At 55.2% G+C, this 25,927-nt stretch carries 21 protein-coding genes and 4 riboswitches; of the genes, 11 read left to right on the top strand and 10 right to left on the bottom strand.

What is annotated here, in order from left to right:
- Positions 1-35 precede the first annotated feature (35 nt).
- Genes ACT3RW_RS01420 through ACT3RW_RS01410 form a run of 3 tightly spaced genes read right to left on the bottom strand, consistent with a single transcriptional unit; the run spans position 36 to position 2,431 of the window.
- Positions 36-848, bottom strand: a complete 813-nt coding sequence (locus ACT3RW_RS01420) for a MetQ/NlpA family ABC transporter substrate-binding protein (RefSeq protein WP_444612572.1) — start codon at positions 846-848, stop codon at positions 36-38.
- A 40-nt stretch (positions 849-888) separates the two neighbouring features.
- Positions 889-1,605, bottom strand: coding sequence for a methionine ABC transporter permease (locus ACT3RW_RS01415; RefSeq protein WP_444612571.1), 717 nt, complete (start codon positions 1,603-1,605; stop codon positions 889-891).
- A 16-nt stretch (positions 1,606-1,621) separates the two neighbouring features.
- Positions 1,622-2,431, bottom strand: coding sequence for a methionine ABC transporter ATP-binding protein (locus tag ACT3RW_RS01410; protein WP_242632612.1), 810 nt, complete (start codon positions 2,429-2,431; stop codon positions 1,622-1,624).
- A gap of 85 nt (positions 2,432-2,516) precedes the next feature.
- A riboswitch (SAM riboswitch) is annotated at positions 2,517-2,606 on the bottom strand.
- 283 nt (positions 2,607-2,889) lie between these two features.
- Between ACT3RW_RS01410 and ACT3RW_RS01405 the strand changes: the two genes are divergently transcribed.
- Together ACT3RW_RS01405 and ggt are read left to right on the top strand one after the other, a co-directional pair.
- Positions 2,890-3,753, top strand: a complete 864-nt coding sequence (locus ACT3RW_RS01405) for an SDR family oxidoreductase (protein WP_444612570.1) — start codon at positions 2,890-2,892, stop codon at positions 3,751-3,753.
- 219 nt (positions 3,754-3,972) lie between these two features.
- A complete protein-coding gene (gene ggt / locus ACT3RW_RS01400; protein WP_444612569.1) occupies positions 3,973-5,796 on the top strand; it encodes a gamma-glutamyltransferase in 1,824 nt (607 codons plus the stop codon).
- A gap of 84 nt (positions 5,797-5,880) precedes the next feature.
- Here ggt and ACT3RW_RS01395 read toward each other — a convergent pair whose 3' ends face one another.
- Both ACT3RW_RS01395 and ACT3RW_RS01390 read right to left on the bottom strand, forming a co-directional pair.
- Positions 5,881-7,281, bottom strand: coding sequence for an LLM class flavin-dependent oxidoreductase (locus ACT3RW_RS01395; protein WP_444612568.1), 1,401 nt, complete (start codon positions 7,279-7,281; stop codon positions 5,881-5,883).
- A 51-nt stretch (positions 7,282-7,332) separates the two neighbouring features.
- On the bottom strand, positions 7,333-8,673 hold the full coding sequence (locus ACT3RW_RS01390; RefSeq protein ID WP_444612567.1) for an acyl-CoA dehydrogenase family protein: 1,341 nt from the start codon (positions 8,671-8,673) through the stop codon (positions 7,333-7,335).
- Between the two features lie 15 nt (positions 8,674-8,688).
- Positions 8,689-8,780, bottom strand: a riboswitch (SAM riboswitch).
- 267 nt (positions 8,781-9,047) lie between these two features.
- Positions 9,048-9,150: riboswitch (SAM riboswitch) on the top strand.
- Between the two features lie 5 nt (positions 9,151-9,155).
- Between ACT3RW_RS01390 and ACT3RW_RS01385 the strand changes: the two genes are divergently transcribed.
- The 4 genes from ACT3RW_RS01385 (at position 9,156) to acs (ending at position 13,912) form a co-directional block, all read left to right on the top strand.
- Positions 9,156-9,965, top strand: a complete 810-nt coding sequence (locus ACT3RW_RS01385) for an ABC transporter ATP-binding protein (protein ID WP_131090574.1) — start codon at positions 9,156-9,158, stop codon at positions 9,963-9,965.
- 81 nt (positions 9,966-10,046) lie between these two features.
- A complete protein-coding gene (locus tag ACT3RW_RS01380; protein WP_444612566.1) occupies positions 10,047-11,069 on the top strand; it encodes an aliphatic sulfonate ABC transporter substrate-binding protein in 1,023 nt (340 codons plus the stop codon).
- A 6-nt stretch (positions 11,070-11,075) separates the two neighbouring features.
- Positions 11,076-11,888: an ABC transporter permease gene (locus tag ACT3RW_RS01375; protein WP_444612565.1), complete on the top strand. Its 813-nt coding sequence runs from the start codon at positions 11,076-11,078 to the stop codon at positions 11,886-11,888.
- A 62-nt stretch (positions 11,889-11,950) separates the two neighbouring features.
- Positions 11,951-13,912, top strand: coding sequence for an acetate--CoA ligase (gene acs / locus ACT3RW_RS01370; RefSeq protein ID WP_444612564.1), 1,962 nt, complete (start codon positions 11,951-11,953; stop codon positions 13,910-13,912).
- Between the two features lie 106 nt (positions 13,913-14,018).
- Here the strand turns inward: acs and ACT3RW_RS01365 are convergent, their stop codons facing one another.
- Entirely contained in the window at positions 14,019-15,866 is a 1,848-nt protein-coding gene (locus ACT3RW_RS01365; RefSeq protein ID WP_262198639.1) for a BCCT family transporter, read from the bottom strand.
- 660 nt (positions 15,867-16,526) lie between these two features.
- On the opposite strand from ACT3RW_RS01365, the gene ACT3RW_RS01360 reads away from it, so the two are divergent.
- Together ACT3RW_RS01360 and katG are read left to right on the top strand one after the other, a co-directional pair.
- Complete coding sequence (locus ACT3RW_RS01360) at positions 16,527-16,961, top strand: Fur family transcriptional regulator (RefSeq protein ID WP_444612563.1); 435 nt, start codon at positions 16,527-16,529, stop codon at positions 16,959-16,961.
- Between the two features lie 90 nt (positions 16,962-17,051).
- Complete coding sequence (gene katG / locus ACT3RW_RS01355) at positions 17,052-19,232, top strand: catalase/peroxidase HPI (protein WP_444612562.1); 2,181 nt, start codon at positions 17,052-17,054, stop codon at positions 19,230-19,232.
- Between the two features lie 95 nt (positions 19,233-19,327).
- On the opposite strand, the gene ACT3RW_RS01350 is transcribed toward katG, so the two are convergent.
- The gene (locus tag ACT3RW_RS01350; protein ID WP_444612561.1) at positions 19,328-20,665 is read right to left on the bottom strand and encodes an MFS transporter; all 1,338 of its coding nucleotides are present in this window, start codon (positions 20,663-20,665) and stop codon (positions 19,328-19,330) included.
- 174 nt (positions 20,666-20,839) lie between these two features.
- Between ACT3RW_RS01350 and ACT3RW_RS01345 the strand changes: the two genes are divergently transcribed.
- On the top strand, positions 20,840-21,676 hold the full coding sequence (locus tag ACT3RW_RS01345) for a shikimate dehydrogenase family protein (protein ID WP_444612560.1): 837 nt from the start codon (positions 20,840-20,842) through the stop codon (positions 21,674-21,676).
- Between the two features lie 14 nt (positions 21,677-21,690).
- On the opposite strand, the gene ACT3RW_RS01340 is transcribed toward ACT3RW_RS01345, so the two are convergent.
- From ACT3RW_RS01340 to ACT3RW_RS01330, 3 genes are all read right to left on the bottom strand, one after another.
- A complete protein-coding gene (locus ACT3RW_RS01340; RefSeq protein WP_131090582.1) occupies positions 21,691-22,320 on the bottom strand; it encodes a methylated-DNA--[protein]-cysteine S-methyltransferase in 630 nt (209 codons plus the stop codon).
- The gene (locus tag ACT3RW_RS01335; RefSeq protein WP_444612559.1) at positions 22,317-22,814 is read right to left on the bottom strand and encodes an RNA polymerase sigma factor; all 498 of its coding nucleotides are present in this window, start codon (positions 22,812-22,814) and stop codon (positions 22,317-22,319) included. Before ACT3RW_RS01335 ends, ACT3RW_RS01340 begins: the two co-directional genes overlap by 4 nt.
- A 95-nt stretch (positions 22,815-22,909) precedes the next feature.
- Positions 22,910-23,458: a histidine phosphatase family protein gene (locus ACT3RW_RS01330; protein WP_444612558.1), complete on the bottom strand. Its 549-nt coding sequence runs from the start codon at positions 23,456-23,458 to the stop codon at positions 22,910-22,912.
- A 123-nt stretch (positions 23,459-23,581) separates the two neighbouring features.
- Positions 23,582-23,676: riboswitch (SAM riboswitch) on the top strand.
- Positions 23,677-23,794: 118 nt separating this feature from the next.
- Here ACT3RW_RS01330 and ACT3RW_RS01325 point away from each other — a divergent pair.
- Complete coding sequence (locus ACT3RW_RS01325; protein ID WP_131090585.1) at positions 23,795-25,168, top strand: O-acetylhomoserine aminocarboxypropyltransferase/cysteine synthase family protein; 1,374 nt, start codon at positions 23,795-23,797, stop codon at positions 25,166-25,168.
- Positions 25,168-25,662, top strand: coding sequence for a CoA-binding protein (locus tag ACT3RW_RS01320; protein WP_444612557.1), 495 nt, complete (start codon positions 25,168-25,170; stop codon positions 25,660-25,662). The genes ACT3RW_RS01325 and ACT3RW_RS01320 overlap by 1 nt, the downstream gene beginning before the upstream one ends.
- Positions 25,663-25,927 lie beyond the last annotated feature (265 nt).

Raw genomic sequence — 25,927 nt, 5'->3', positions numbered from 1 at the left:
CCAGGTCGCGGTCCCATGGGGTGCCTAGAGCGCCGTCAAGGTAATCTGCGTACCACTTGCTTGACCTCATCTGAGTGATAAGCCTCTTCAAGGACTTTGCCCTTCTCGGTATCCATGAATCCAGGTTTGGCACCAATGATGTTGATGTATGGAAGTGCTTCTTCTTCCTTTTCAAAGAGCAACGCGTCGTCTGGGTTCAGACCAATCTCGGCGCCGAGGCGAGCAAAGAGGAATCCGGCGTCAACGTCCGGCAGAGTCTTGGACAATGACTGCTGATCAACTTCAACAAACTTGAAGTTCTTTGGGTTCTCCAAAATGTCATTCTGCGACAGGCGAATCACGCTCTTGTTTGGCGTGACCTTCAATACCCCTGCCTTATCAAGCAGGGCCAATGCGCGACCATTATTAGCGGTATCTACAGGCAATGCGATGGTGGCACCGTTAGGCAGTTCCTTGATGGAATCGTACTTTTTCGAGTACACGCCGGCTGGTGAACTGTACATGTAGAAGGCTGGATCCACATCCACGTTCTGGTCCTTCTTGAACTGCTCAAGGTAGGCACCGTGCTGGAAGAAGTTCGCATCATACTCACCGTTAGATACCACGTGGTTTGGCTGCACGATATCGGTGACATACGTGGCATCCAGCTTCCAACCCTTCTCAGCCAGTAGCTTCTGAGCGATCTTGGTGGGCTCCTGTGACGGAGCCGATTCGGTGACAATGATCTTGATGGTCTTGTCCCCAGTTCCGGAAGCTTCTCCGCCTCCGACCAGACCACATGAGGTTAGTCCTAAGAGTGCTGCCGAGCCAGCGGCGAAGGTCAAGAAAGTACGACGAGATACTGCCATGATGTTTTCCTTAGATAAAGTGCGAGTTGAGAAGAAGTGTTTAGCGTTTGTCTGCTGCACGCGAGAGCCGAGTACCAACAAACTGAACTGCGTGCACCAGCAAGATCATCAGAATGATCGCTAGGAGCATGACGCCGGTTTCGTAACGGTAGTAGCCGTAGCGGATAGCAAAATCGCCAATACCTCCGCCACCTACCAGACCGGCCATCGCTGAGTACGAGATGAAACTGACCGTCATGATGGTGACAGATGAGAGCAGTGCAGGTCTTGCCTCGACAAGTAATACTTCGCGAATGATCTGTCCGCGGGTAGCACCCATGGCCTGCGCAGCTTCAACAACTCCATTGCCAAGCTGGCTGATGTTCTGTTCCACAAAACGTGCAAAATAAGGAATCGCGTTAATCGTCAGCGGAACAATGACGGCAGCAGTTCCAATGGTCGTTCCCACCACAAACCGGGTGAACGGGATGATGGCAATCAGCAAAATAAGGAATGGGAAGGAACGGATGGTGTTCACTATTCCGTCAACAATCTGGTGCAACCGCGGACGGGGACGCAGACCATTAGGCGACATGGAGAACAGCCAGATCCCCAGTGGCGTTCCGAGCAAAATTGCAATTGGAATGGCGACCAGAAGCATGGCGAAAGTTTGTGCCATGGCCACCCAAATTTCCGGGGCCAGTTCAACAATTCGGTCAAAGTTAAAAGCTGCTGCACTGCCGTTGCTCGTGCCCAGCACTAGTGAAGATAAGTTCATTGGTAATCCAGGTTCTTTATACGCGCGCTACGTGGGCAGCTGATGAGGATGAAACGGGTTTTGGGCTGCGGTTCAACGTAATTTCATCGCTGATCAGATAGCGTCCGATAGGCGTCGTGGGTTCAAAGCCAGGCTCTTGCAACTCATTCAGGGCGAACTCTTCAACTACTGAACCGTCTTCCATTACCGAGACGCGGTCTGCGATGGCCTTAATAACGTTCATTTCGTGCGTGACAATAACTGTGGTGATTCCGAGGCTGGCGTTGATGTCGCTGAGGTACTGCAGCACCGAGGTCGTGGTTCGCGGATCCACTGCACTGGTCGGTTCATCGCACAAGAGGACTTTTGGCTCGGTCACCAACGCTCGTGCAATGGAGATGCGTTGCTTCTGACCGCCTGAAAGCTGTCCTGGGTATGCGCTGGCCTTGTCAGCCAAATCAACAATGGCCAAAGCTTCCAAGGCGCGTTCGCGACGCTCGTTTTTTGCTACACCAGCAAACTTCAGATTCAGTTCCACGTTCTGCAACGCGGTGCGATTGTTCAGCAGATTGAAGTGCTGAAAAATCATTCCGATTTCATGTCGTTGCTTACGCAAATCGCCATCGCTGAGTCCGGTAAGTTCCACGTCATCGACAAAAACCTGACCGGAGGTTGGGCGCTGAAGTAAGTTGATGTTGCGCAACAGCGTTGACTTGCCAGCACCGGAGAAGCCGATGATCCCGTGAATGCTTCCGGCTTCAATGTTCAGGGTCACGTCTTTAACTGCCGTGAATTGATCCTGGCCATTGCCAAATGTTGTTGTTACGTTCTCAAGACGAATCATCATCGCTCCTTTACTGCTTGGTTATACGGAGCGTTCTTCACGAGGAAAACCTGTCTTTAAACAGACTTTCCCGTCGCGAAGTGAAAGTACTCCATCGGTCCTGGCTGTAGCACCGCTCCCTTACGGGTGGTTGCTGCGACGTCGTTGAGCCAGATCTCTCAGTCGCTCTGGATGGTGTGTGTTCGGTTGTACGGTCCGAACGATTTAAGTCTGTCTTCCATGGCCATGACCGAACAATAATTACGTAAACGGAAGTCATGAAGTCACCAAAACTTACTCACAACGTCAAAAAATTGCTTTGGTTTGCGTAGCAATTCTTCACTTTCCTCAAAGGTTTCGAATCAAGACGACGACCCTTGACGTATTGATTCCCCTTTTGGTTTCATGCGCACGACTGACCGTCGGGAATTGAACCGCGAGGGACGTGGTTGTATTAGTTTGCAGACCAACGAGAGGACAACATGAAGATTGCAATTGCAGGAGCCACCGGACAGCTGGGCCAACTGGTTATCAACGCACTATTAGAGCGCGGTGCAGATCCTGCACAACTGGTTGCCCTTGGACGTTCTGAAGAAAAACTCGCTCCTCTGGCGGGCAAGGGTCTGGAGACCCGCGCCGCTGACTACAACGTCGAGGCAAGCCTGGTGTCAGCTCTCGAAGGCGTAGACAAGTTGCTTCTGATTTCAGGTAGCGAAGTTGGCCAGCGCATCACCCAGCATGAGAACGTCATCAACGCTGCCCAGCGCGTGAACGTATCGCTGATTGCTTATACCTCTATTGCCAATGCCCTGACCGGCAACATGAAACTGGCGCAAGAGCATGTGGCTACCGAACAGTTACTGGCGGGCTCCGGCATTGAATACGTCTTGCTACGCAACGGTTGGTACACCGAAAACTACACCGATCAGCTCCTGGGCTACCTCAACAGCCGCGTAGTTCTCGGCGCCGCAGGTAACGGCAGGATCAGCGCCGCCCCACGTGCCGACTACGCAGAAGCAGCCGCAGCGGTATTGCTCTCCGAAGAAAATGAGTCCGGCAAGATCTACGAACTTGGTGGCGACAAGGCCTTCACCCTGAGTCAGCTGGCCGGTGCCGTGGGCGCCGCCGCCGGCCAAGAGGTCAATTACCAGGAAGTTGAACCAGAGAAGCTCGTTGCGATCTACACCGAATCCGGCGTGCCAGCACAGTTTGCAGACATCCTGGTTGATACCGACGTGCAGGTTCGTGACGGTGCCCTGGAAGTGAACTCGGCAGATCTTTCCCAGCTCATTGGCCGTCCAACCGCATCGTTGGGTAAGACCATCAAGGAAGCTCTGGCTCAGTAAACTAACCAGCTGCACCAACGCTGAAGTGGGCAGTGATCCCCGACTGACTAGTCGGGGATCACTGCCCACAGTTCTAACGTCATAACTATAAATATTGTGATCACTTGCGCGGAATTACAACGCTTCTAAAAAGATGGCTCGTGTCACACCCCTAGCGCTTCGAGCACTTCCCGTAAATTGACGCATACTTCATCCCCACCTCTTTCAGGAGATCAGAGTATGCAACGATCAAGTTTGCGCGCTTTGGCTGGCGCAACGATTCTTTCTTTGGGACTAGGAGCTTTCACAGTCCTCCCGGCGAGCGCTGACCCAAGGCACACAGAAAAGACCCCGACTGCTACCGGTACCGGAGGCGCAGTAGCTTCCGTGGATCCAGAAGCTTCGGCAGCAGGACTCGAAGTATTGCGTAAGGGTGGCAACGCTGTTGATGCCGCGGTGGCTACCGCTGCAGCCCTAGGTGTCACCGAACCCTACAGCGCTGGCATTGGCGGCGGCGGCTACTTCATGTACTACGACGCGTCCACGGGCAAGGTCAGCACCATCGATGGGCGTGAAACCGCGCCGGCAGCAATACCGCATGATGCCTTCATCGATCCGGCTACCTCAAAGCCCTATAACTTCACCCCCGAACTGGTCACCAGCGGTGTAGCAGTAGGCGTTCCTGGCACCGTGGCCACCTGGCAACGGGCGCTAGATAACTGGGGTTCACAAAGCCTCAAGCAGGTTCTCAAACCGGCAACTCAGGTCGCCTCGCGAGGCTTTGTGGTGGACAAGACCTTCCATGAACAAACTCAAGATAACAAGGAACGCTTTGCTGCTTTCAGCTCAACCAGCGACCTCTTCTTGCCTGAGGGTGATGCCCCAAAGGTAGGCACCATTTTCAAGAATCCAGAGCTGGCCGACACGTACCGGCTGTTGGCAGCCAAGGGTCCAAAAGCTTTCTACCAAGGTGATCTCGCCTCAGAGATTTCCCAGACCGTGCAGGCTCCACCCAAGGTGGAAGATACCAAACTGCCAGTACCCGCTGGCTACGTGAGCACCGAAGATCTTGCCAACTTCAAGGTCGCGGAGCAGGAGCCCACCACGGTGAAATACCGTGGACTAGATGTTTATGGCATGGCCCCATCCTCTAGCGGTGGAACCACCATTGGTGAATCACTGAATATTCTGAGCAATTTTAACCTTGCATCAATGGAACCAACCGACGCGTTGCACCACTACTTTGAGGCCACCGCGTTGGCTTACGCTGACCGTGGTAAGTATGTGGGAGATCCTGCCTTTGTCGATGTTCCCACCCAAACCTTGACCAGTAAGCTCTTTGGTGCCGACCGTGCGTGCGAAATCGATCCAGCTAAGGCCGCCACTAAGCCGGTGGCTCCGGGTGATGTCGCAAACTTTGATGGTCAGTGCCCAGCAAGTACTGCTGAGCCAGCTAAGGAGCAAGACACCGAGAACATCTCCACCACCCACCTGTCGGTGGTTGACCGTTGGGGTAATGCGGTCGCGTACACGCTGACCATTGAACAGACCGGTGGTTCGGGCATGGTAGTTCCAGGCCGTGGGTTCTTGCTGAACAATGAGCTCACCGACTTCTCCACCGTTTATGATCCGCAAGATCCAAACCGTCTTGAACCAGGTAAGCGTCCGCGCTCTTCGATGGCGCCAACGATTGTTTTGCAAGACGGCAAGCCAGTTATGGCCATCGGTTCCCCTGGTGGTTCCACCATCATCACCACGGTGTTGCAGACCCTGCTCAACCGCTATGATCTGGGCATGAGCATCAGTGAGGCGATTGCTGCTCCTCGTGCTTCGCAACGCAATACTGCCGCGGTCACCGCGGAACCTGAGTTCATCTCCAGGTACGGTTCAGCGATGGAAGCCTTCGGTCATAAGCTCACTCCTGCCGGAGATTCTTTCACCCCGCAGGCAGAAATTGGTGCGGTGGAAGCCGTGGAAATCAATGCTGACGGAACGCTGACGGCGGCGGCCGAACCAGTGCGCCGTGGCGGAGGTTCTGCCCTGGTACTTAACCCAACCAAGTAAGTTTCTAACGCAAAAGCGTGGAGGCGTTGTTCACTTGAGTGAACAACGCCTCCACGCTTTGTAGCTAGCTAGGCCTTAGGAACTTTAGCTCTTGGCAGCCAAGCGATTGCTGATCTTGTACTTCGCGGCGCGGTGAGTTTCCTTCACGCGGTCCCCGGTACCGAAGAGCTTGTTACGCAGCGAACCGTCGGCGTATTCGGTCTTGTAGGCACCACGAGCCTGTAGCTCAGGAACAACATACTCAACAACATCTTCGAAGGTTGCCGGGGTCACGGCGTAGGCGAGGTTAAAACCATCAACGTCGGTGTAGTCCACCCAGTCAATGAGCTTGTCTGCAACCTCTGGGCCCGAGCCAACGGTGATTGGTCCGAAGCCGCCAACACCAACCCATTCAGCAAGCTGACGGATGGTCCATGGGTTGCCGTCATCGCCGCTGGCCTTCTGGAAGGTCTCCACCGAAGACTGGATGGCGTTGGACTTGACGTTGGAACCCAGTGGCTCATCGGGATCCAGCTCTGAGAGGTCAACGCCCATCCAACCGGAGATCAGTACCTGTGCACCTTCGACGTCCGCGTAGGACTTGTAGTCTTCGTACTTGGCCTGAGCCTTTTCAGAGGTCTCATCGGTGATGATGGTCTGCATGGCGAAAATCTTCACGTCGTAACGGTCGCGGCCAGCAGCCTCAACAGCGTCACGAATCTTGGTGACCGTAGCCTTGAGGATTTCGCGGGTAGGGCTGGTAACAAATACTGCTTCAGCGTTCTGTGAGGCGAACTTGATGCCACGTGAAGAAGCGCCGGCCTGGTAGATCACCGGGGTGCGCTGGGTGGACGGCTCAGTGATAGCAATACCGGGCACCTTAAAGTACTTGCCCTCGTGCTCAATATTGTGCACCTTTTCCGGGTCCGTGTAGATCCCGGTTTCCTTGTTGTTCTGAACCGCGTCATCTTCCCACGAGCCTTCAAGCAACTTGTAGACCACTTCGAGGTATTCGTCGGCGTGGTCATAACGCTCGTCGTGTTCCATCTGGTCTTCTTGGCCCATATTGCGGGCGGCCGAAGGCAAGTAACCGGTGACCACGTTCCAACCCACACGACCATCGGTGAGGTGATCCAAGGTAGCCAGACGACGGGCAAAAGCATATGGGTGCTCATAGGCGGTTCCGGCGGTGACGCCGAAGCCCAAGTTTTCAGTTACTGCAGCCATGGCCGAGACCAGCATCATCGGGTCATTAACCGGTGCCTGTGCGCCCGAGCGCAGTGGGGATTCGTTGGTGCCGTTAAAGACATCGTAGGTACCTAGTACGTCGGCAATAAACAGGCCGTCGAACTTACCCTTTTCTAGCACCTTCGCTAGGTGGGTCCAGTAGCCGATGGTGTTGTACGTTGAGGCTTTGTCATCTGGGTGACGCCACAGACCTGGCGACTGGTGCACCACGCAGTTCATGTCGAATGCGTTGAAGAGAATTTCGCGCTTCGTGCTCATAGGTGTTCTCCTTGCCGTGAATCTGTATTGGTGAAATTAGAAATTAGGCGCTTAGGCGCCGTAGTTTTGGTGGTTGCTGTCTTCGCCGGTGACCAAGAGACGTTGAGGCTGAACCGCATTGATTTCGTAGTCCCCCACGATGCGCGCCTTGTACATGGCCGGGTTGTGGGTGGCGATGGTTCGTGCGTTACGCCAGTGCCGATCTAGGTTGCACACAATGCTGGTTGATGAGGCCCCTAAACCGTCAAAGAGTTTGCTGGTTGCTCCGAGCACCAACGGTTGCACGATGGTCTGGGCGCGGTTAGCCGATAGTTCACAGACCGCGTAGCGTTCCTCGTCGTTCAGTCCTGGGTCTACCAGTGCTGCTTCAACTTCTAGTACTGCGCCAATCACTACCGAGTCGACGGCGAAGGACTCTGCTGAGACTTCGCCGACCAGCTGAAGTACCTGTGGTTCGCGGTAGGCAGGAACGCCTGTGCCGGTGGTGAAGATACGGGTACGGTTCTGGACCGACTGGCGCAGATCGTTCAGCGCGGCGCGGGCAATACCTGCTTGCACTGCGGTGAGGACCAGCTGGTAGATCGCAGCTTCGGAGTCGTTAGTTGCCTGTGGGATAAAACAGTCCACGGGCACCTGATGGAACTCGGTGGTGCCGGTACCGGTCAGCCCCTGACCAAACCCATCCCAATCGTCAAGGATTTTTACGCCACTGCGTTGGGTGGAAACGACGGCAATCTGCCGGCCAGCCTTTTCTGGATGGGCCACTGCCACTGCGGTCCAGTCGGCAAAGATGGTGCCGGTGCAGTAGTACTTTTCACCGTCAACTAGCCAGCGGCCATCAGACTCGGTGACCTTGGTGTTCAGCGTACCTAGTGCGTTGCCGCCACGTTCGGTGTACGCATTGCCGACAATCTGACCGGCAGCAATACGGGTAACCCACTTGTTGCGCAGCTCTTGATCTTCAAGAATCAGAATGCTCTCCACAAAGGCGATGTGTGCTCGCCAGAGCTGGCCAACATGGGAATCAGCCTCGGAAAGTTCAATCAGCAGGCGGAACACGTCAACCAGACGTGCGCCGTAGCCGCCCTCAGAAACTGGAATGCGCAGCGCACCAAAGCGGTCGCGGTTCAGCAGGCCTACCTGTTCAAAAGGTAGCACGCGGTTGCGATCGCGGTCCCGTGCGGTCGACGCGATCTGAGCGAATACCGGACGGAAAATTTCAGCCAAACGGTCATACTGTTCGTCCGCGCCCGGACCGGGAGTGACTTTGAGTAGTTGCCGCGTAGACAGTTGCTCTTCGAAGTCATCTAGTCCCATGGCGCTAGCCTGCGAAGGATCGCTGAGCTGGTTGAAGTCCAAACCGGAAGTGTTCGGCGACTCGCCAAATGACATTGAAGTCCTCAATTCTTTCCATCGGTCCTGGCGGTAGCACCGTCCCGCGATTCGGGTGGTTGCTGCGGCGTCGTCGAGCCAGATCTCTCAGCCGCTCTGGATGGGTTGTCATTCATTTGTAGCCGTAACAAAGCAATCATTCCAAGCCACGAAGTCACATTTCATTGTTCAGACCAGGTGGCTTGACAGTTGCGTTGCACAGTCAATGACGCGTCATATCGAAGATGACTTGCCAAGAATCCCCAACTATCGATTAAACAGCCTTCTAATGAAATAAATAACGAAATAACCCGCGCATGTGACGTAGTTATCGAAGATTTTTCATGTTACGCAAGATTTGCTTTCAAATCGTTCGAAAGCCTGTAATGGACACGTAACCATCCCGAGCGGCCGAGAGATCTGGCTCAGTGACGCCGCAGCAACCACCTATGGATGACACACTCCATAGGCCGGTGCTACCGCCAGGACCGATGGAGATGATCATGGCTCTTAGCCTTGCACTGCCTCAAGCGCACACCTCGACCGCTTTAGACGTGGAATTCAGCAATGTTTCGCGCACCTTCACCACCAAAAGTGAAAGCCGCGCGGTCCTCAGCGATATCAACTTGCAGATCCCCGCGGGCCAAGTTGTTGCGATCCTTGGAGCTAGCGGCTGCGGCAAGTCCACACTGCTTCGCGCGGTCTCCGGGTTGGACCAACCATCCACCGGATCCATCCGTACCGGAAAACGCAACGTAGATGGCATCAACGAACTATGTGCGGTCGCATTTCAGGAACCACGACTACTACCGTGGCGATCGGTCCGAGAAAATATCGCTTTGGGCCTCGCGCCAGGTACCAGCAAGGCCGACGGTGCTGAACTGATTGATGAATTAATCGAGCTGACCGGGCTCAGCCACGCGACAGATCTTCGCCCGCGCGAAATTTCAGGTGGTATGGCTCAGCGCGTCTCGCTGGCTCGTGCCTTGGCACGGCGCCCTGGAGTGCTGCTACTTGATGAACCCTTCGGCGCACTGGACGCTTTGACGCGGCTGAAAATGCAAGATCTATTGCTCTCCATCCATGCTTCCTTCCCCACCACAATTCTTATGGTCACCCACGACGTGGACGAGGCGTTGACCTTGGCTGACCGAGTCATCGTCCTGGGACGTGAGGGTCAAGATACCGCGGCCACCGTCATTAAAGAACTCTCAATGAGCGCTTCTCATCCTCGCAAACACAACGAAGATCAGTTCATCGCTCACCGCGCAGGATTGCTTCGACTTCTTGGTGTGGACCCGACTAACCATTGACGTTTAACACCGATTCCCCCTGATCTACTCCATCAGCGACATAGCTGTCGCTTACCCGCACGCACAATTTAGAGGATTATTATGCTTTCGCACCGCTTCACTCGACGTACCGCACTTGCCACCGCAGCACTGTTGATCGGGGCTACTGCCCTGACCGGTTGCGCCGGAGAAAACGCTACGGCCTCAGGATCAGATAAGACCCTGTCCATTGACTTCGCCACCTACAACCCGCTGAGCCTGGTCATCAAAGAAAAAGGTTGGCTCGACGACGCCGCTAAGGATCAAGGCGTCAAGGTGGAATGGGTTCAGTCCGCTGGCTCTAACAAGGCCAATGAAGCATTACGTGCTGACGCAGTGAATGTTGGCTCCACCGCAGGATCCGCCGCTTTGTTAGCCCGGTCCAACGGTTCACCGATCAAGACTATCGACCTGTATTCGCAGCCAGAATGGGCCGCTCTGGTGGTTGCTAAGGACTCCAAGATCAAATCGGTGAAAGACCTCAAGGGCAAAACTGTGGCCGCCACTAAAGGCACCGATCCTTACTTCTTCCTGCTTCAAGCACTAGAGCAGGCAGGTCTGAGCGAAAAGGACATCACCGTACAGAATCTGCAACACGCGGACGGTCGTACCGCGTTGGTCAACGGTTCGGTTGACGCTTGGAGCGGACTAGATCCCATCATGGCCGCAGCCGAACAAGACGGTGCGAAGCTGCTGTATCGCAACCTAGATTTCAACACCTACGGTGCACTTAATGCTCGCGAAGACTTCATCAAGCAGAGCCCCGAACTAGCCCAGCTGGTCGTTGACTCCTACGAGAAAGCACGCGAATGGTCGGGCAAGCATCCAGAAGAGACCGCCAAGATCTTGGCTGATGTTGCCGGTCTAGATCCTAAGGTTGCCGCCACTGTCATCGAAGAACGTTCCAACTTGGACGTATCGGCCGTTCCCGGAACCGAGTACACCAAAGTCTTGAAGACTATCGCGCCCACCTTGGTCGCCAGCGGCGATGTCTCCAAGCAGGAATCCGTAGACGAGGCCCTAGCAACTTTGGTTGATGACCAATTTGCTACCAAAGCTGACCCAACCAAAATTTCCGGAGAGTAGTCAGCAATGAGCACCACCGTCTCCACGAGAAATCCGAAGAAGGCTAAATCCGGAGTCTCTGCCACCATCTTGCGCGCTCCACACTGGTTGTTATCCCTGATCTTGCCGGTTATTGTTCTGGTGATCTGGCAGGTCGTGACGTCCACTGGAATCGTCGCTCCTTGGACTTTGCCCACCCCCACTTCTGTAGTCACTGCAGCAGTTGAGCTATTGCGTGACGGAGATCTTGGCAAACACATTGGCATTTCCACGCAACGTGTATTGCTTGGATTCTTCTTTGGTTCCTTGCTCGGTCTACTGCTTGGCGCACTGGTCGGCCTGTCCAAATTGGCTGATGCTCTGTTGCGTTTGAGCATTAGTGCGTTGCGTGCGGTGCCATCCTTAGCATGGGTCCCGCTGCTGGTGCTGTGGATGAAAATGGGTGAAGACTCCAAAGTCACCCTAGTGATCATTGGTGCATTCTTCCCCGTCTTCACCACCGTGGCCTTGGCTCTTCGTCATGTGGATGCCCAGCTGGTAGAAGCCGCCCGATCTTTCGGGCTGAACGGAATCAAGTTGCTGCGTACGGTGCAGCTTCCTGCGGTGGTGCCTTCGATTTTCTCCGGGCTGCGCCTAGCCCTAGCGCAGTCTTGGCTCTTCCTTGTTGCCGCTGAATTACTCGGCGCTTCGATGGGTCTGGGCTTCCTGCTGACTGATTCGCAGAACAACGGCCGACTGGACCGACTGATCATGACCATCATCTTGTTGGCCATCTTCGGAAAAATTACCGACGCCCTGCTCTCGATAGCAGAACGCTGGGCCATTAAACGTTGGACCTAAGAGTTCCCGCTGTCCCAATTCAACTTCGCCAACCAAAAAACACATCAAGGAAATTTTCTGTCATGACCATCGAATCGGCATCCACCTCAACGCTGGCCTCAGAGGAAGCACGCCAAGCATTCTGGGACGAAGCGGCAAACCTCCTCGATTGGGATACCAACTGGCACACCACTAGCCAAATCGTCCCAGCCGACGCAGCTGCCAAGCGTGGTCCAGAAATCTCGTGGTACTTAGGTGGCCAACTCAACGCTGCGGTCAACTGCGCTGACCGCCACGTCGCTGCTGGCCGCGGAGACAAAGTCGCGCTGTACTTTGAAGGCGAACCCGGTGACCGACAGACCGTCACCTACAAAAACCTGCAAGAGCGCATCAGCCAAGCAGCCAATGCTTTGGAAGCTCTGGGTGTAGTCAAGGGCGACCGTGTCGTTATCTACCTGCCGGTGTTGATTGAAACTATCGTCATCACCCTGGCCTGCGCGCGCATCGGAGCCATTCATTCATTGGTCTTCGGTGGCTTCTCGGCCGAAGCGCTGAAGTTCCGAGTAGAAGACACCAAGGCCAAAGTACTGGTCACCACCGATGGCCAGTACCGACGTGGCACCACAGTTGCGGTTAAGGCCAATGCCGATCAGGCGGTCTCCGGTGAGAACAATATCGAGAAGGTCTTGGTCATTCGCCGCACCGGCGATGAGATCCCTTGGACCGAAGGCCGTGACGTGTGGTGGCACGAGGCCGTAGAGACCCAGTCCACCGAACATCAGGCACAGTTCTTTGATTCAGAAACGCCGCTGTTCATCATGTACACCTCCGGCACCACTGGCCAACCCAAGGGTTTGGTTCATACCACCGGCGGTTACCTGACCCAGGCAACCGCGAGCTACAACTTGCTCTTCGCCAACCCTGATGCGTCCCAGCGAGACAACGACGTGCACTGGTGCACTGCTGACTTGGCGTGGGTTACCGCGCACACCTACGAGATCTACGGTCCGCTGTCTAACGGCGTCACCCAGGTGATCTACGAGGGTGTGCCCAATGCGCCGCACCCGGGACGACACTTTGAAGTGATTGAACGCTACAAGGTCACCAGTTACTACACCGCACCAACCTTGGTTCGCTCGCTGATGGGTTGGTTCCCAGAAGGTATTCCAGCCAAATACGATCTGTCCACCATCAACATTGGCGGCACCGTGGGCGAGGCTGTTAACCCCGAAGCGTGGAAGTGGTTCCGCGAACAGCTCGGCCGCGACACCACTGCGGGTCTGCCCATGGTTGATACCTGGTGGCAGTCCGAATCCGGAGCTACCATCCTCTCCCCGTTGCCCACCGATGACTACTTCAAGCCAGGGTGCGCCGCTCGCGCCCTGCCCGGAGTCAGCGTAGATATCGTGGATGCTCAGGGGAACAGCGTTGAGCCGAATACCCAAGGCAATATTGTCATCACCCAAACCGGCCCATCAATGGCACGTACGGTCTGGGGCGACCCGGAACGTTATTACACCAGCTATTGGGAGCAGTACGTTCAGCAAGGATGGTTCTTGGCTGGGGACGGTGCTCGCTTTGATGACGATGGAGATATTTTCATTCTTGGCCGCACTGATGACGTGATCAACATTTCTGGTCACCGACTATCCACCATTGAAATTGAATCAGCGTTGGTTACCAACCCAGGCGTGGTGGAAGCTGGCGTTTGCCCGACCCCGGATGCAAAGACCGGTCATGCCGCTACCGCTTTTGTGGTGCCACTGGATAAGTCCCTGATTGCAGAACACCCTGATGAGCAGCTCGCTGCCCGACAGGCAGAATTTATTAGTCAGCTGCGCTCCACGGTAACCACGCAAATTGGGCCGATTGCTAAGCCACGCGATGTGGTGCTGGTTCCAGACGTTCCCAAGACTCGTTCTGGAAAAATCATGCGCCGCTTGCTCACCCAGCTCTTTGAAGGCACCGCTTTGGGTGATACCACCAGCCTGCAAAATGAACCGTGCATCCCTGAAATCAATGCGATCTGCCGGGCACGCAACTAGTTTGGCAGGTAGTCCTGCTTCAGAACACAAAGTGCGTTAACGTAAACAAGCCTCGTCTGGCAATTGCCAGACGAGGCTTGTTTACTGTTTAGCTACGAGCTTCTAGCTACGAGTCCTTGGACTGATCCAATGGTTTCTCATCAGCTTCAGTAACAAATACCTGTGTTGCTTCCCCGGTTGATTCACCAGGCTGTTGTGCCGGCTGAACGATAGGAATTTCGGTGGTCATCAAGCTGAACTGGCTACCTTCATGCCGGTCCACGCCCTGGGTCACCGATTGCTCCAGCACGGTACGTGCCACCTTGCCGCGCAAGATCAGCGGATCTCGGCTCAGGTCCTTCCACAGTGCAACGCACAGTAGCAGCATCACGATCACAAACGGTAGTGCCGAAACGATGGTGATGTTCTTCAGACCATTCAGTGCCTCGGCCGGATGATCACCACCGGCTAGCAACATCACTGCTGCCACAGCACCGGTAGCCACACCCCAGAAGATCACTGCCTTCTTGCTTGGTTCCTCTGCACCACGTTCGCTCAGTGCACCCATCACGATGGATGCCGAGTCAGCGCCGGTGACAAAGAAGATGGCAATCAGCAAGACCGTGACGATCATGAGGATCGTTGCGACCCAACCGGAGACCGGAAGCTTATCGAGCAGGTCGAAGAGGACCAGGTCGAAGTTGATGTCCGGAGCTCCGTCCGCCATCTTGGTCAGCATGTCGCCGGTGTTACCTGCACGCTCTGCACGTTCCTGCAAACCAATGGCGCCGCCGCCGAAGATCGAGAACCAGATCAGCGTTACGGCTGATGGAACCAGAAGAACGCCGGTGACAAACTGACGGATGGTGCGACCGCGCGAGATGCGCGCGATGAACAAGCCTACGAATGGGCTCCATGAGATCCACCAAGCCCAGTAGAAGACGGTCCAGGAGGACAGCCAGCTAGACATGGTGCTGTCACCCGAGGCAGCCGTGCGTGATGCCATCTGCGGCAGGTCACCAATGAAGGCACCTACTGCGTTAGGAATAACGTTCAGGATGAATAGGGTTGGTCCACCGATGAATACGATCAGTGCCAAGATCACTGCCAGAACCATGTTGATGTTCGACAGCCACTGAATGCCACGCTCAATGCCGGAAACGGCCGAGGCAACAAACAGTGCGGTAAGGATAGCGATGATGACCACCAGTACACCGGAGCCAACCTTCTCCATGATTCCAGCGGACTGGATACCGCCGCCGATCTGCAGTGCGCCCAGGCCCAGGGAACAGGCCGAACCGAACAGGGTGGCGATAATAGCCAAGATGTTAATGGTTCGTCCGCCCCAGCCGTGGATGATGCGCTCACCGAAGATCGAGGTGAACATCGCTGAGAATAGCTGTGGGCGTCCCAAACGGAAACTACCGTAGGCCATACCCAAACCAACGATGGCGTACATTGCCCAAGGGAACAGCGTCCAGTGGAACAGCGTGGTACCCATGGCGGTGCTTAATGCTGCGTCCGTGGAACCTTCAACAGTTCCTGGTGGAGGCGACATGTAGAAGAACAGTGGTTCTCCTACGCCGTAAAAGACCAGGCCGATACCCATACCCGTAGCAAACATCATGGAGATCCATGAAACTGTGCTGAAGTGTGGTTTTTCGTCGTCCTTGCCTAGTGGGATGCGCCCGAAGTTTTTCGCGGCGACCACAATGACAAAGAGTGCAAAGACCGAGGCTGCAATAACAAACAGCCAACCGGTGTTGGTGATGACCCAGTCAAGGGCTACATCTGAGGCTTTGCCTAGGCCCTCAGGGGTCACAAAACCCCACACAATAAATGCCAGCGCTAAGGCGCCGGCGATACCAAATACCCAATAGTCGGTTCCTGAAACCGAATATTTCTTTGGTCGTCGTTGTCGAGCCGAATGCAGCTCGCCGACGAGGTCTTCAAAAGATTGATCCGTCTGCTCCATTGCGTTCTTCCTTCACTGGTGAGGCTCTGCGGATGAAATCCGGCCGGAGCCCGACAAACAACCGTTCCCGCGGGAAGTGGTTGCCGTGCAGTGTGCTTGATTGCGAATTGCTTATCGGTGTAGATTTACTGATTCCAAATCTAGCGTCAGCGGGCGCTGATTGGTACAGCGACCCTGTGGGAATGACCGGGCAATTTCTCCGGTGACCCGACGCTATTTCTTCTCGGATTCTCACAATAAATCGTAAATAGTCCTTTTTAAGCATGGTCGAACGACACCCATTGGTCAAACCAGAGTGCTGATTTTTCGCGGTTCTTGACCCAAGATGGCCCGTTTTTCGCGCAGTATGCCTAAGGGATTGCAAACCTGTGAGCTCCCTCTCGTGAGCGCAATTCCCCGTGAGAGCCACACCTATTTCTGACTTCCAGGACCCGAATTCTAGCCCTGAGATTCTGGAGCAATTTGCAATTGTGTGGAGCAAGAATTGCCTCATCTGCACACGATGGGCCCTGATTCAGATCCAGCAGAACATATTCTCCATTCGGAATATTCACTAACCAGCCAGTGAAGTGGCGATTAACCAGCAGGTCTTTGTGACGTAACCTGAAATACATTGCGACTTATCTTGACTCGTTCAAAATAAGCAGGCATGCTGAAGATATGACATCACAGGACGGGGTTGAGCAAGTGCTCAAAGCGGCATCCATGCGAGTGACGCAACCGCGCGTTGCTGTCCTCGCAGCAGTTGCAGCAAACCCTCATGGTGACACCGAAACAATTATTTCGGCGGTCCACCGCGAGCACCCCGCAGTGTCACACCAAGCGGTCTACGATTCACTCAAACTCTTCACTAGCTTGGGTGTTATCCGTCAGATTCAGCCACAAGGACATATTGCGCGCTACGAAACCCGCGTTGGCGATAACCACCATCATGTGGTTTGTCGCCGGTGCGGAAAACTCGCAGACGTCGACTGCGCCGTCGGCGGAGCGCCATGTCTACACGCCTCGGATGATCACGGCTTCAAAATTGACGAAGCCGAAGTCATCTACTGGGGCACCTGCCCCGAATGCCAGGCTGAGCTGATCAACGAGTAACCGCAAGGCCCTTACGCTTTGTCATCGAGCGTTACTTCTCGCGCGATGAGCATCGATCCCTAAACCCAAGAAATCCGGAAGGAAAAGCATATGTCTGAGACAACAGCAGGTCAGTGCCCGGTTGTAGGCAACACTGGTCGAGTACACCCGACCCAGGGCAACGCCAACACCGAGTGGTGGCCAAATAAGCTAAATCTAAAGATCCTTGCAAAAAATCAGGAGGCTACTAACCCTCTGGATGCAGACTTCGATTACATCAAGGCTTTTGAAGCTTTGGATCTGGCAGCGGTCAAGGCTGACCTAGCTGAGCTAATGACCAAGTCTTACGACTGGTGGCCAGCTGACTTCGGTCACTACGGTCCATTCTTAATCCGCATGGCTTGGCACTCCGCCGGCACCTACCGTTCACACGACGGTCGTGGCGGCGGCTCCGCAGGCCAGCAGCGCTTCGCTCCACTGAACTCCTGGCCAGATAACGTGAACCTGGATAAGGCTCGCCGTCTGCTGTGGCCAGTAAAGAAGAAGTACGGCCAGTCGATCTCCTGGGCCGACCTGATGATCCTTGCCGGTAACGTGGCTCTGGAAGATATGGGCTTCAAGACCTTCGGCTTCGCCGGCGGCCGCAAGGACGTTTGGGAATCAGACGACGACGTTTACTGGGGTCCAGAAAAGGTATGGCTGGATAGCGAACGCTACACCGGCGCCCGCAACCTTGAGGCTCCACTGGCTGCAGTCCAGATGGGTCTGATCTACGTCAACCCTGAGGGTCCAGACGGTGTTGCTGACCCACTGGCCTCCGCAGCTGATATTCGCGAAACCTTCCGCCGCATGGGCATGGATGATGAAGAGACTGTCGCCCTGATTGCCGGTGGCCACACCTTCGGTAAGACCCACGGTGCCAGCGCAGAGTCGCACAAGAGTGGCGACCCAGAAGCTTCCCCATTGGAAATGCAGGGCTTGGGCTGGAAGTCTGACTTCGGTACCGGCAGTGGCGATGACACCATCGGTTCCGGTCTGGAAGTTACCTGGACCTACCACCCAACCCGTTGGGATAACGAGTTCTTCCACATCCTCTTCGCTTACGAGTGGGAACTGTTCCACTCTGAGGCCGGCGCACAGCAGTGGCGTCCAAAGGATGGTGGCGGTGCCGACTTGGTTCCTATGGCTCACAACGCTGCAGCTCGCCGAGAACCACGCATGCTCACCAGCGACCTGGCACTGCGCGTAGATCCTGCTTACGAATTGATCTCCCGCGAGTTCAAGGACAACCAGGAAAAGTTCGCTGACGCCTTTGCCCGTGCTTGGTTCAAGCTGACCCACCGCGACATGGGCCCGAAATCCCGCTACTTCGGTCCAGAGGTTCCAGCAGAAGACCTGCTCTGGCAGGATCCACTGCCAGCTGCACCAGTAACCACCCTAGGCGCTGCAGAGATCTCTTCGCTGAAGGAACTGATCAAGAACTCCGGTCTGAGCGTTCAGCAGCTGGTTTCCACCGCATGGAAGGCAGCGGCAACTTTCCGCTCCTCGGACAAGCGTGGCGGCGCCAACGGTGGCCGCATCCGTCTGGAACCACAGGTTTCCTGGAGCGTAAACCAGCCAGAGCAGCTTAAGATCGTCATCGCAAAGCTGGAAGAAATCGTTGAGAGCTTCAACGCCACTTCGTTGGTCAAGGCTTCGTTCGCTGACGTTGTGGTTCTTGCCGGCAACGTAGGTGTTGAGTTGGGCGCTGCAGCTGGCGGTCAGCAGATCGAGGTTCCATTCACCCCGGGCCGTGTTGACGCAACCCAAGAGCAGACCGACGTTGAGCAGTTCGCATGGCTGGAGCCAGTAGCTGACGGTTTCCGTAACTACGACTCAGGCTTCTTGAACCTGCCTTCCGAGTACCTGCTGTTGGATCGCGCTAACCTGCTGGGTCTGACCGCACCGGAAACCGCTGTACTGCTTGGTGGCCTGCGCGTACTGGGCAACAACTGGGATGGCTCGAACACCGGCGTGTTCACCGAGACCCCAGGTGCACTGACCAACGACTTCTTCGCTAACCTGCTGGAACTGGGCCTTGAGTGGACCCCAGATGCAGAAGAGAAAACCTACGCAACCACTGACGGCCGCTGGGTCGGCAGCCGCGTAGACCTAGTCTTCGGCTCGAACTCCGAGCTGCGCGCACTGGCCGAGGTTTACGCTTCGGACGACGCCAAGGAGAAGTTCGTCAAGGACTTCGCCGCAGCATGGGCCAAGCTCATGGATGCAGACCGCTTCGAGCTGCGCAAGTAAGCAGCCCACGGCGCACAACGGTGGCCGCCACCTTCCGATTGATTCGGAAGGTGGCGGCCACCGTCGTTTAAACAGGTAGACCTGAAACAGCGCGCTTACGGAACAGGGTTTCCTAGCTCCCGCAGTTCGGTCTTATTAGTTTCGCGCGCCCACAGCGCACCGATGACTGCCAGAACAGATGAACCGGCAACGATCCACGCTGCGGGACCCCAGTTCGCGGAGACCCCGCCAACCAATGCAGTGGCGAGCATCGGGGTAAAGCCTGCGCAAAGGATGCCGACCTGCAATCCGATAGCCATTCCTGAATAGCGCACCTTGACATTGAACAGCTCCGAGAACCAGGCCGGGTACACCGAGTTTGAAGCAGCGTAGGTACCAGCGGTAATCATCATGCTAGAAACAAAGATCATCGCCAGATTTCCCGTGGAAATCGTCATGAAGTACACAAAGATCATGACCCCGGATCCCACTACACCTGAAACAAAGACCTTCTTTCGCCCAAAGGAATCCGAGAGTCGAGCAAAGAATGGCTGGCTGGCGATAGCGATGATATTTCCAGCGATACTCACCCACAACATTGTGGATGCCGAGACTCCCACGGAGACCGCATAGGCCAGACCGAATGACTGCATGAAGGTACTGGTGACCACCTGGAAGGACATCAAGGCGACTTGGAAGAACTGAGCAGGGTGAGTGGAGATCATATTGGTAAACGGAAGCTTGACCAGTCCGTCGCTTTCCTGCTTTTCTTCAAAGATTTCTGGCTCATCCAAGGAACGGCGAACTAGGTAAGCAGCCAGCAAGACCAGAAGCGAAAGCCAGAACGGGATACGCCAACCCCACGCCAAGCGTGCCGACTCGTCCATTGCTGCCACCGGCAGGAACGCCAGCGAAGCTAGGACGATGCCAAAAGAAATCCCGCTCATGGCAAAGCTTGCGAAGAATCCTCTTCGCCCTTCCGGAGCCTCTTCCGTAGATAGTGCAGAAGCACCTGCGGTTTCAGCGCCGGCCGATAGACCCTGCATCAGTCGCAAGACCACCAACAGTGCTGGGGCCCAGTATCCCGCCGTACGGAAATCGGGCAGGACACCAATAAGGAAGGTGGCTGAGCCCATCAGCACCAGAGTCATCACCAAAGTGGCTTTACGTCCAAGCTTGTCGCCAAGGTGCCCGAAGAACACCGCACCAAAGGGGCGGGCAATATAGGCGACACCAAAAGTCGCGAAGGAAGCAAGCATCGCAATGGTCGCATCTCCAGTAGGGAAGAAAATCTTTGAAAAGACCAAAGATGCAGCCGTCGCATAGATAAAGAAGTCGTAGTACTCCAATGCGCCGCCAAGAAAACCAGCGAGCGCAGCCTTTTTAGCCCGTTTCAACTTGCGTTCTTGTTCGGAGTCAATGCTGACTCCCGTATTGGTGATGGTCTTACTCATGGGTTGTCCTTCCACGACGGCGGGGATGTTTCGCTCATGCACTAAACCTTTTGTGCGGTATGCGCACTATCGTGCGATATTCGACAATGAATAGAGTACAGCAAGGTGAGGCGTGTCACAAGGCATATGAAGCAATCAATTGACCGCTGCACTCGTTTACGCCGAAAGGAAACTATGAACCGCCCAGAGAAGACCACGCAACTTTTTATCATTGGTTCTCACGCCTCGACCACGATGTCTCCAAATCTTTGGAACCCAGTGTTCGAAGCCTTGGGAAACGGTTGGAACTATCAACCGTGGGATGTTCCTACTGGAAGTGAAATGCAGCCTACGCGTGATGGTCTTTTGGATCCCACGGTCATAGCAGCCAATGTGACCATGCCCCATAAACAATGGGCTGCCAGCGCCGCCGATACATGCACTGAACAGGTCGCCCTCAGCGGGGCTGCGAACCTACTGATCCGCAACAACGGTCAGCTTGATGCCTACAACACCGACATCAGCGCGGTGGAAGAAAAGCTAGCCACCAAAACCCATCAACACGTACTACTCCTCGGTGCAGGCGGCGCGGCACGCGCAGCCCTGATTGCCCTCAAGGAGCACATCACCGAGGTAACCATCACCGATCAAGACATCGAAGTGGCTCAGCAGCTATTAGATCTTGCAACCCGCATGGGAATTTCCGGAACCGTCGTCGACTGGTCTGCGGCTTCGCAGGTTGCTACCAAAGCTTCACTGATCATCAATGCCACACCCATCGGGAAGTACCCAGAGGACGGCGCCGCGTGGGGAACCACAACCCTCTCCCCGGGGAGTTACGTTTACGATTTTGTTTACGCTGAGCACACCACCGGAACCATCAAGGCCGCGATCGCACAAGGCCTTGAATATACCGACGGTTGGGAGCATCTCTTACTTCAGGCAGCGGCAATGGTTCCGCTTCTTGAACTTCCTGAACAAACCGTCGCAGAACTGCGTGAATCGCTCAGTGGCATTCGAGAAAATCAGTAGGCAGGTTTCTGAACCTAGAACAATCGCTGCGCTGAACTTCCAAACGCAGGATTCTCTAGCTTCAGCAGCTGCGTCTTTGCATCCAATCCACCCAGATAGCCGCCCAGCGAACCGTCGGTGCGCAGCACTCGGTGGCAGGGTAAAACGATGGGGATCGGGTTGGTCGCGCAGGCCGAACCCACCGCACGAACGGCCTTGGGATTACCAATCCGCTCAGCCATCTGCGAATAGCTCCAGGTTTGTCCGTAATCAATCGCAGCCAGTTCTTCCTGCACTTGGCGGCGGAAAGTTGTTGAGAGCTTCAAGTCCAAAGGCACATCAAAACTGTGCCGGGCACCAGCAAAGTATTCATCAAGCTGCCGGGCCACCGCATCTAAACGCGAGGCATCTTTGAGGATTCGTGGACTAAGTTTCGTAGCGAGCAAAGACAGTATTTTATCGTGATCTTCAGATTCAAAAGCCACCCGAACCAGTCCCGCCGGGGTGCTGGCCAAAAGCAGTGAACCCACCGGAGAATCAACCACGCGGTAGGACACATCAATCAAGTCTTTAGCACGGGCCTTAATCATCAGTTGTCCGCCGAGCTGTCCCAAAAGCGCAGCTTCTTCGTTGGTCGCTTGGGAAGTAGATGTTGCATCAGTCATGACTGCTCCTGCCACAGTGTGTCATCCTCGAGCATTCGTCGAAGATTTTTGATCCCATCAGCACCTGCCCGACGCGCTGCCGCTTCCGTTCCAGAAAGAATGTCTGCGATTTGCGCATAGTCCAGTCCTCCCAAGTACCTGTAGGCGACAACCAAGCGTTGCTTGTGCGGCAACCGTCCGACTTCTTGCCACAGCACTAGATTCTCTAGCTGCGCTTCGGGTTGCTGTCCCTCATCAACCTGTTCCCAGGATTGAAGGTCATCAAGAATTTCTGGCTTGTTCTTGCGCAGCTCGTCAATAGCCTTATTTCTTGCGATACGCACCAGCCACGCTAGAACGTTGGCTTCTTCAGGAAGTTTTGGATAGGCACTCAGTGCAGATAAAAATGTCTCAGACCATGCGTCCTGGGCACGGTGTTCGTCCAACAAGGCACGGCAAACACGTAATACGTTCAGTCCATAATCTTGGACTATCCGCTCAAACGGCACTTGCATGGCTCTCCTGAGAATTGGCACCTTTTAGGGCTTTCACCATGTAAACGTTGTGTGCGGCAAAAGTGTGAGCAGGTAAAAGGAAAAACTTTTCAACTTTAGAGAGTGACCAGATCAAGTTCGCGGGCCAAGGCCTGGAGCCGGTCCAGATCAATGTGGATCAGTTCACCGTTTTCTACTCCGTAAGGTGCCTTGGTCCCGGTCAGCGCATCACGAATCACGCGCATTGTCGCTCCGTGGCTAACCACCGCAATCTTCTGTCCGGCGTACTTGACCGTTAAGTGAAGCAAAGCTGGAATGGCACGGCGTAGGATCTGCTCAATTGGTTCCAGCTCAGGCTGAGCAGCTGCCGATTCTTCGTCGCTGACCTCAGCCAAAATCCGGCCTTCTAAAGGCCCGAAGCTACGTTCAATTAGTTCAGGTACAGGTGGGCCTACTTCCGCTCCCGCTTCCTGGGCAATGAGGGCAGCAGTTTCCTGCGCACGCCCCAACGGGGAGGCAAGGAAAAGTGACCATCCGGCGCCTTGAAGTTCACGTCCAACTTCGCGGGCTTGTTCGCGTCCGATGTCGTTCAGCGGAATGTCGGTACGGCCTTGGAGGCGTCCCGCCAGATTCCAATCTGTCAGTCCGTGTCTGATCAACGCCAACGCAGTATCCATGACTCAAGCGTACCGGGGTGCATAGATATCGAAGAATCTCCGATATTACGTCTAATACGCAACGTTACGACTCATAGTTAGGTCACGATCGGTCATGTTGCGAAGATTATTACACCATCCCGAGCGGCTGAGAGATCTGGTTCGATGAAGCCGCAGCAACCTGCCACATCCGGTGGTTACGGTGCTACCGCCAGAAACGATGCAGCCGCTTTTCTTGTTTAATCACAACAAGAAGCGACATTGATTCCGGGATTCCTGCCTCGATCGCACCACCGCTGAGCGGTGAAACGCGAAAACCCAATCGACAAGGAGTCGTAAGCCATCATGGCAGATCATAAATTTGGATTCCGCACCCGCGCATTGCACGCCGGTGGCACCCCCGACGCCGAGCACGGCGCCCGCGCAGTACCCATTTACCAAAGCACTTCATTTGTCTTTAAAGACACCGACGATGCAGCGAACCTTTTTGCGCTGCAGAAGTACGGCACTACCTACTCACGTATTGGCAACCCAACCGTCGCGGCCTTTGAAGAACGCATGGCCTCCTTGGAAGGTGGCATCGGCGCAGTAGCTACCGGTTCTGGCATGGCTGCCGAATTTGTCACCTTCGCAGCTCTCGCCCAAGCTGGCGACCACATTGTCGCTTCCTCCAAGCTCTACGGTGGCACCATCACCCAGCTGGATGTTTCCTTGCGTCGATTTGGCATTAACACCACCTTCATTGATTCCAATGATCCAGCCGACTTTGACGCCGCGATCCAGGAGAACACCAAGGCCGTATATACCGAGGTGATAGCCAACCCATCCGGTGACATTGCCGATGTGAAGGGCTTGGCCGAAGTGGCACACCGCCACCAAATCCCACTGGTAGTTGATTCCACGCTTACTCCCCCATACATCCTGCGTCCCCTTGAGCACGGTGCCGATATTGTCATCCATTCGGCAACCAAGTTCATTGGCGGCCACGGCACCACCCTGGGTGGCGTTGTTATTGAGTCCGGAAAGTTCGACTGGGGCAACGGCAAGTTCCCTGCCATGACCGAACCGGTGGCCAGCTACGGCAATGTTTCCTGGTGGGCCAACTTCGGTGAATACGGGTTCCTGACCAAACTGCGCAGCGAGCAGCTGCGCGACTTCGGCCCGGCACTGCCGGCCCAGTCAGCTTTCCAGCTTTTGCAGGGCCTAGAAACTTTGCCACAGCGCATGGACAACCACTTGGCCAACGCCAAGCAGGTTGCTGCTTGGCTCGAAGCAGATCCCCGCGTTACCTACGTGAACTACGCCGGTCTGGAATCCCACCCGCAGTTTGCTCACGCCAAGGAACTGTTGCCCATGGGAGTGGGTTCAGTGTTCAGCTTCGGCGTGAAAGGCGGACGCAAAGCCGGCACCAAGTTCATCGAGGCCTTGCAGCTGGCAAGCCACCTTGCCAATATCGGCGATGCCCGCACCTTGGTGCTGCACCCTGCCTCCACCACGCACCAGCAGTTGAGCCCAGAGCAATTGAATGCTGCCGGCGTTCCTGAAGATCTGATCCGTTTATCAGTGGGCCTAGAAGATGTTGAAGACATCCTCTGGGATCTGGATCAGGCATTAACCGCTTCGCAAGAAGCAGTCGCTTCTTCCGCCGATGATTTTGCAGAACCGACCTATGATGGTGCGGCTTGCACCATCAACGCAGCACCGAAGGGAGCTAACTAATGAGCACCACCGAACGCACCTGGGAAGGTCCGGGAGCTGCGCAGCGCCTGACCATCCTGCGCGATACCAAGACCATTGCCATTGTTGGCGCATCCAATAAGCCTTCACGGGCCAGCTACTTCGTGGCGACCTATTTACTTTCTTCGTCTAAGTACAAGGTGTACTTCATCAACCCGGTACTCGATGAGATCCTGGGCCAGCCGGTCTACAAGTCGCTGGCAGATCTGCCAGAGACTCCAGATCTGGTGGAGGTCTTCCGCAAGCACGATGACATGCCGTCAGTTTTAGATGAGGCATTGGCCGTTGGCGCAAAGACCCTGTGGCTCCAGTTAGGTTCATGGCATGAAGACGTGGCCCGCCGGGCCGAAGCGGCCGGCATGAACGTAGTAATGGATCGCTGCGTGAAGATTGAGCACGCGCGTTTCCATGGCGGACTGCGCTTGGCCGGCTTTAATACCGGTGTAATTTCTTCGAAGCGTCAGGTTCTCGCGTAAACAGTCCTGATCAGCTAACGCCGCTGGCGGGCAACCTTTTGGTTGCCCGCCAGCGGCGTTAGCTGTCTATTGCGGTTCAGCATACCCAGATTTTTCTGGTCCTAGGTTCTAGAACTCACGAGGTAAACGTGCCCACCAAGACCCGTGCAGATCAAAGTTTTAAGACCGATTTTTTCGGGCAACTGGCTCCCCACTCGGCAAAATGCCAACTATAACCACTTTCAGATGTCCGAATGGTTAATTTTCCCTCACAGTTCACTTGACG

The sequence above is a fragment of the Glutamicibacter sp. AOP5-A2-18 genome (assembly GCF_052446055.1).
In the GTDB taxonomy this organism is placed as follows: domain Bacteria; phylum Actinomycetota; class Actinomycetes; order Actinomycetales; family Micrococcaceae; genus Glutamicibacter.
Note: the sequence above shows the minus strand (reverse complement) of the source record. Positions and strands in the feature narration are given on the sequence as shown.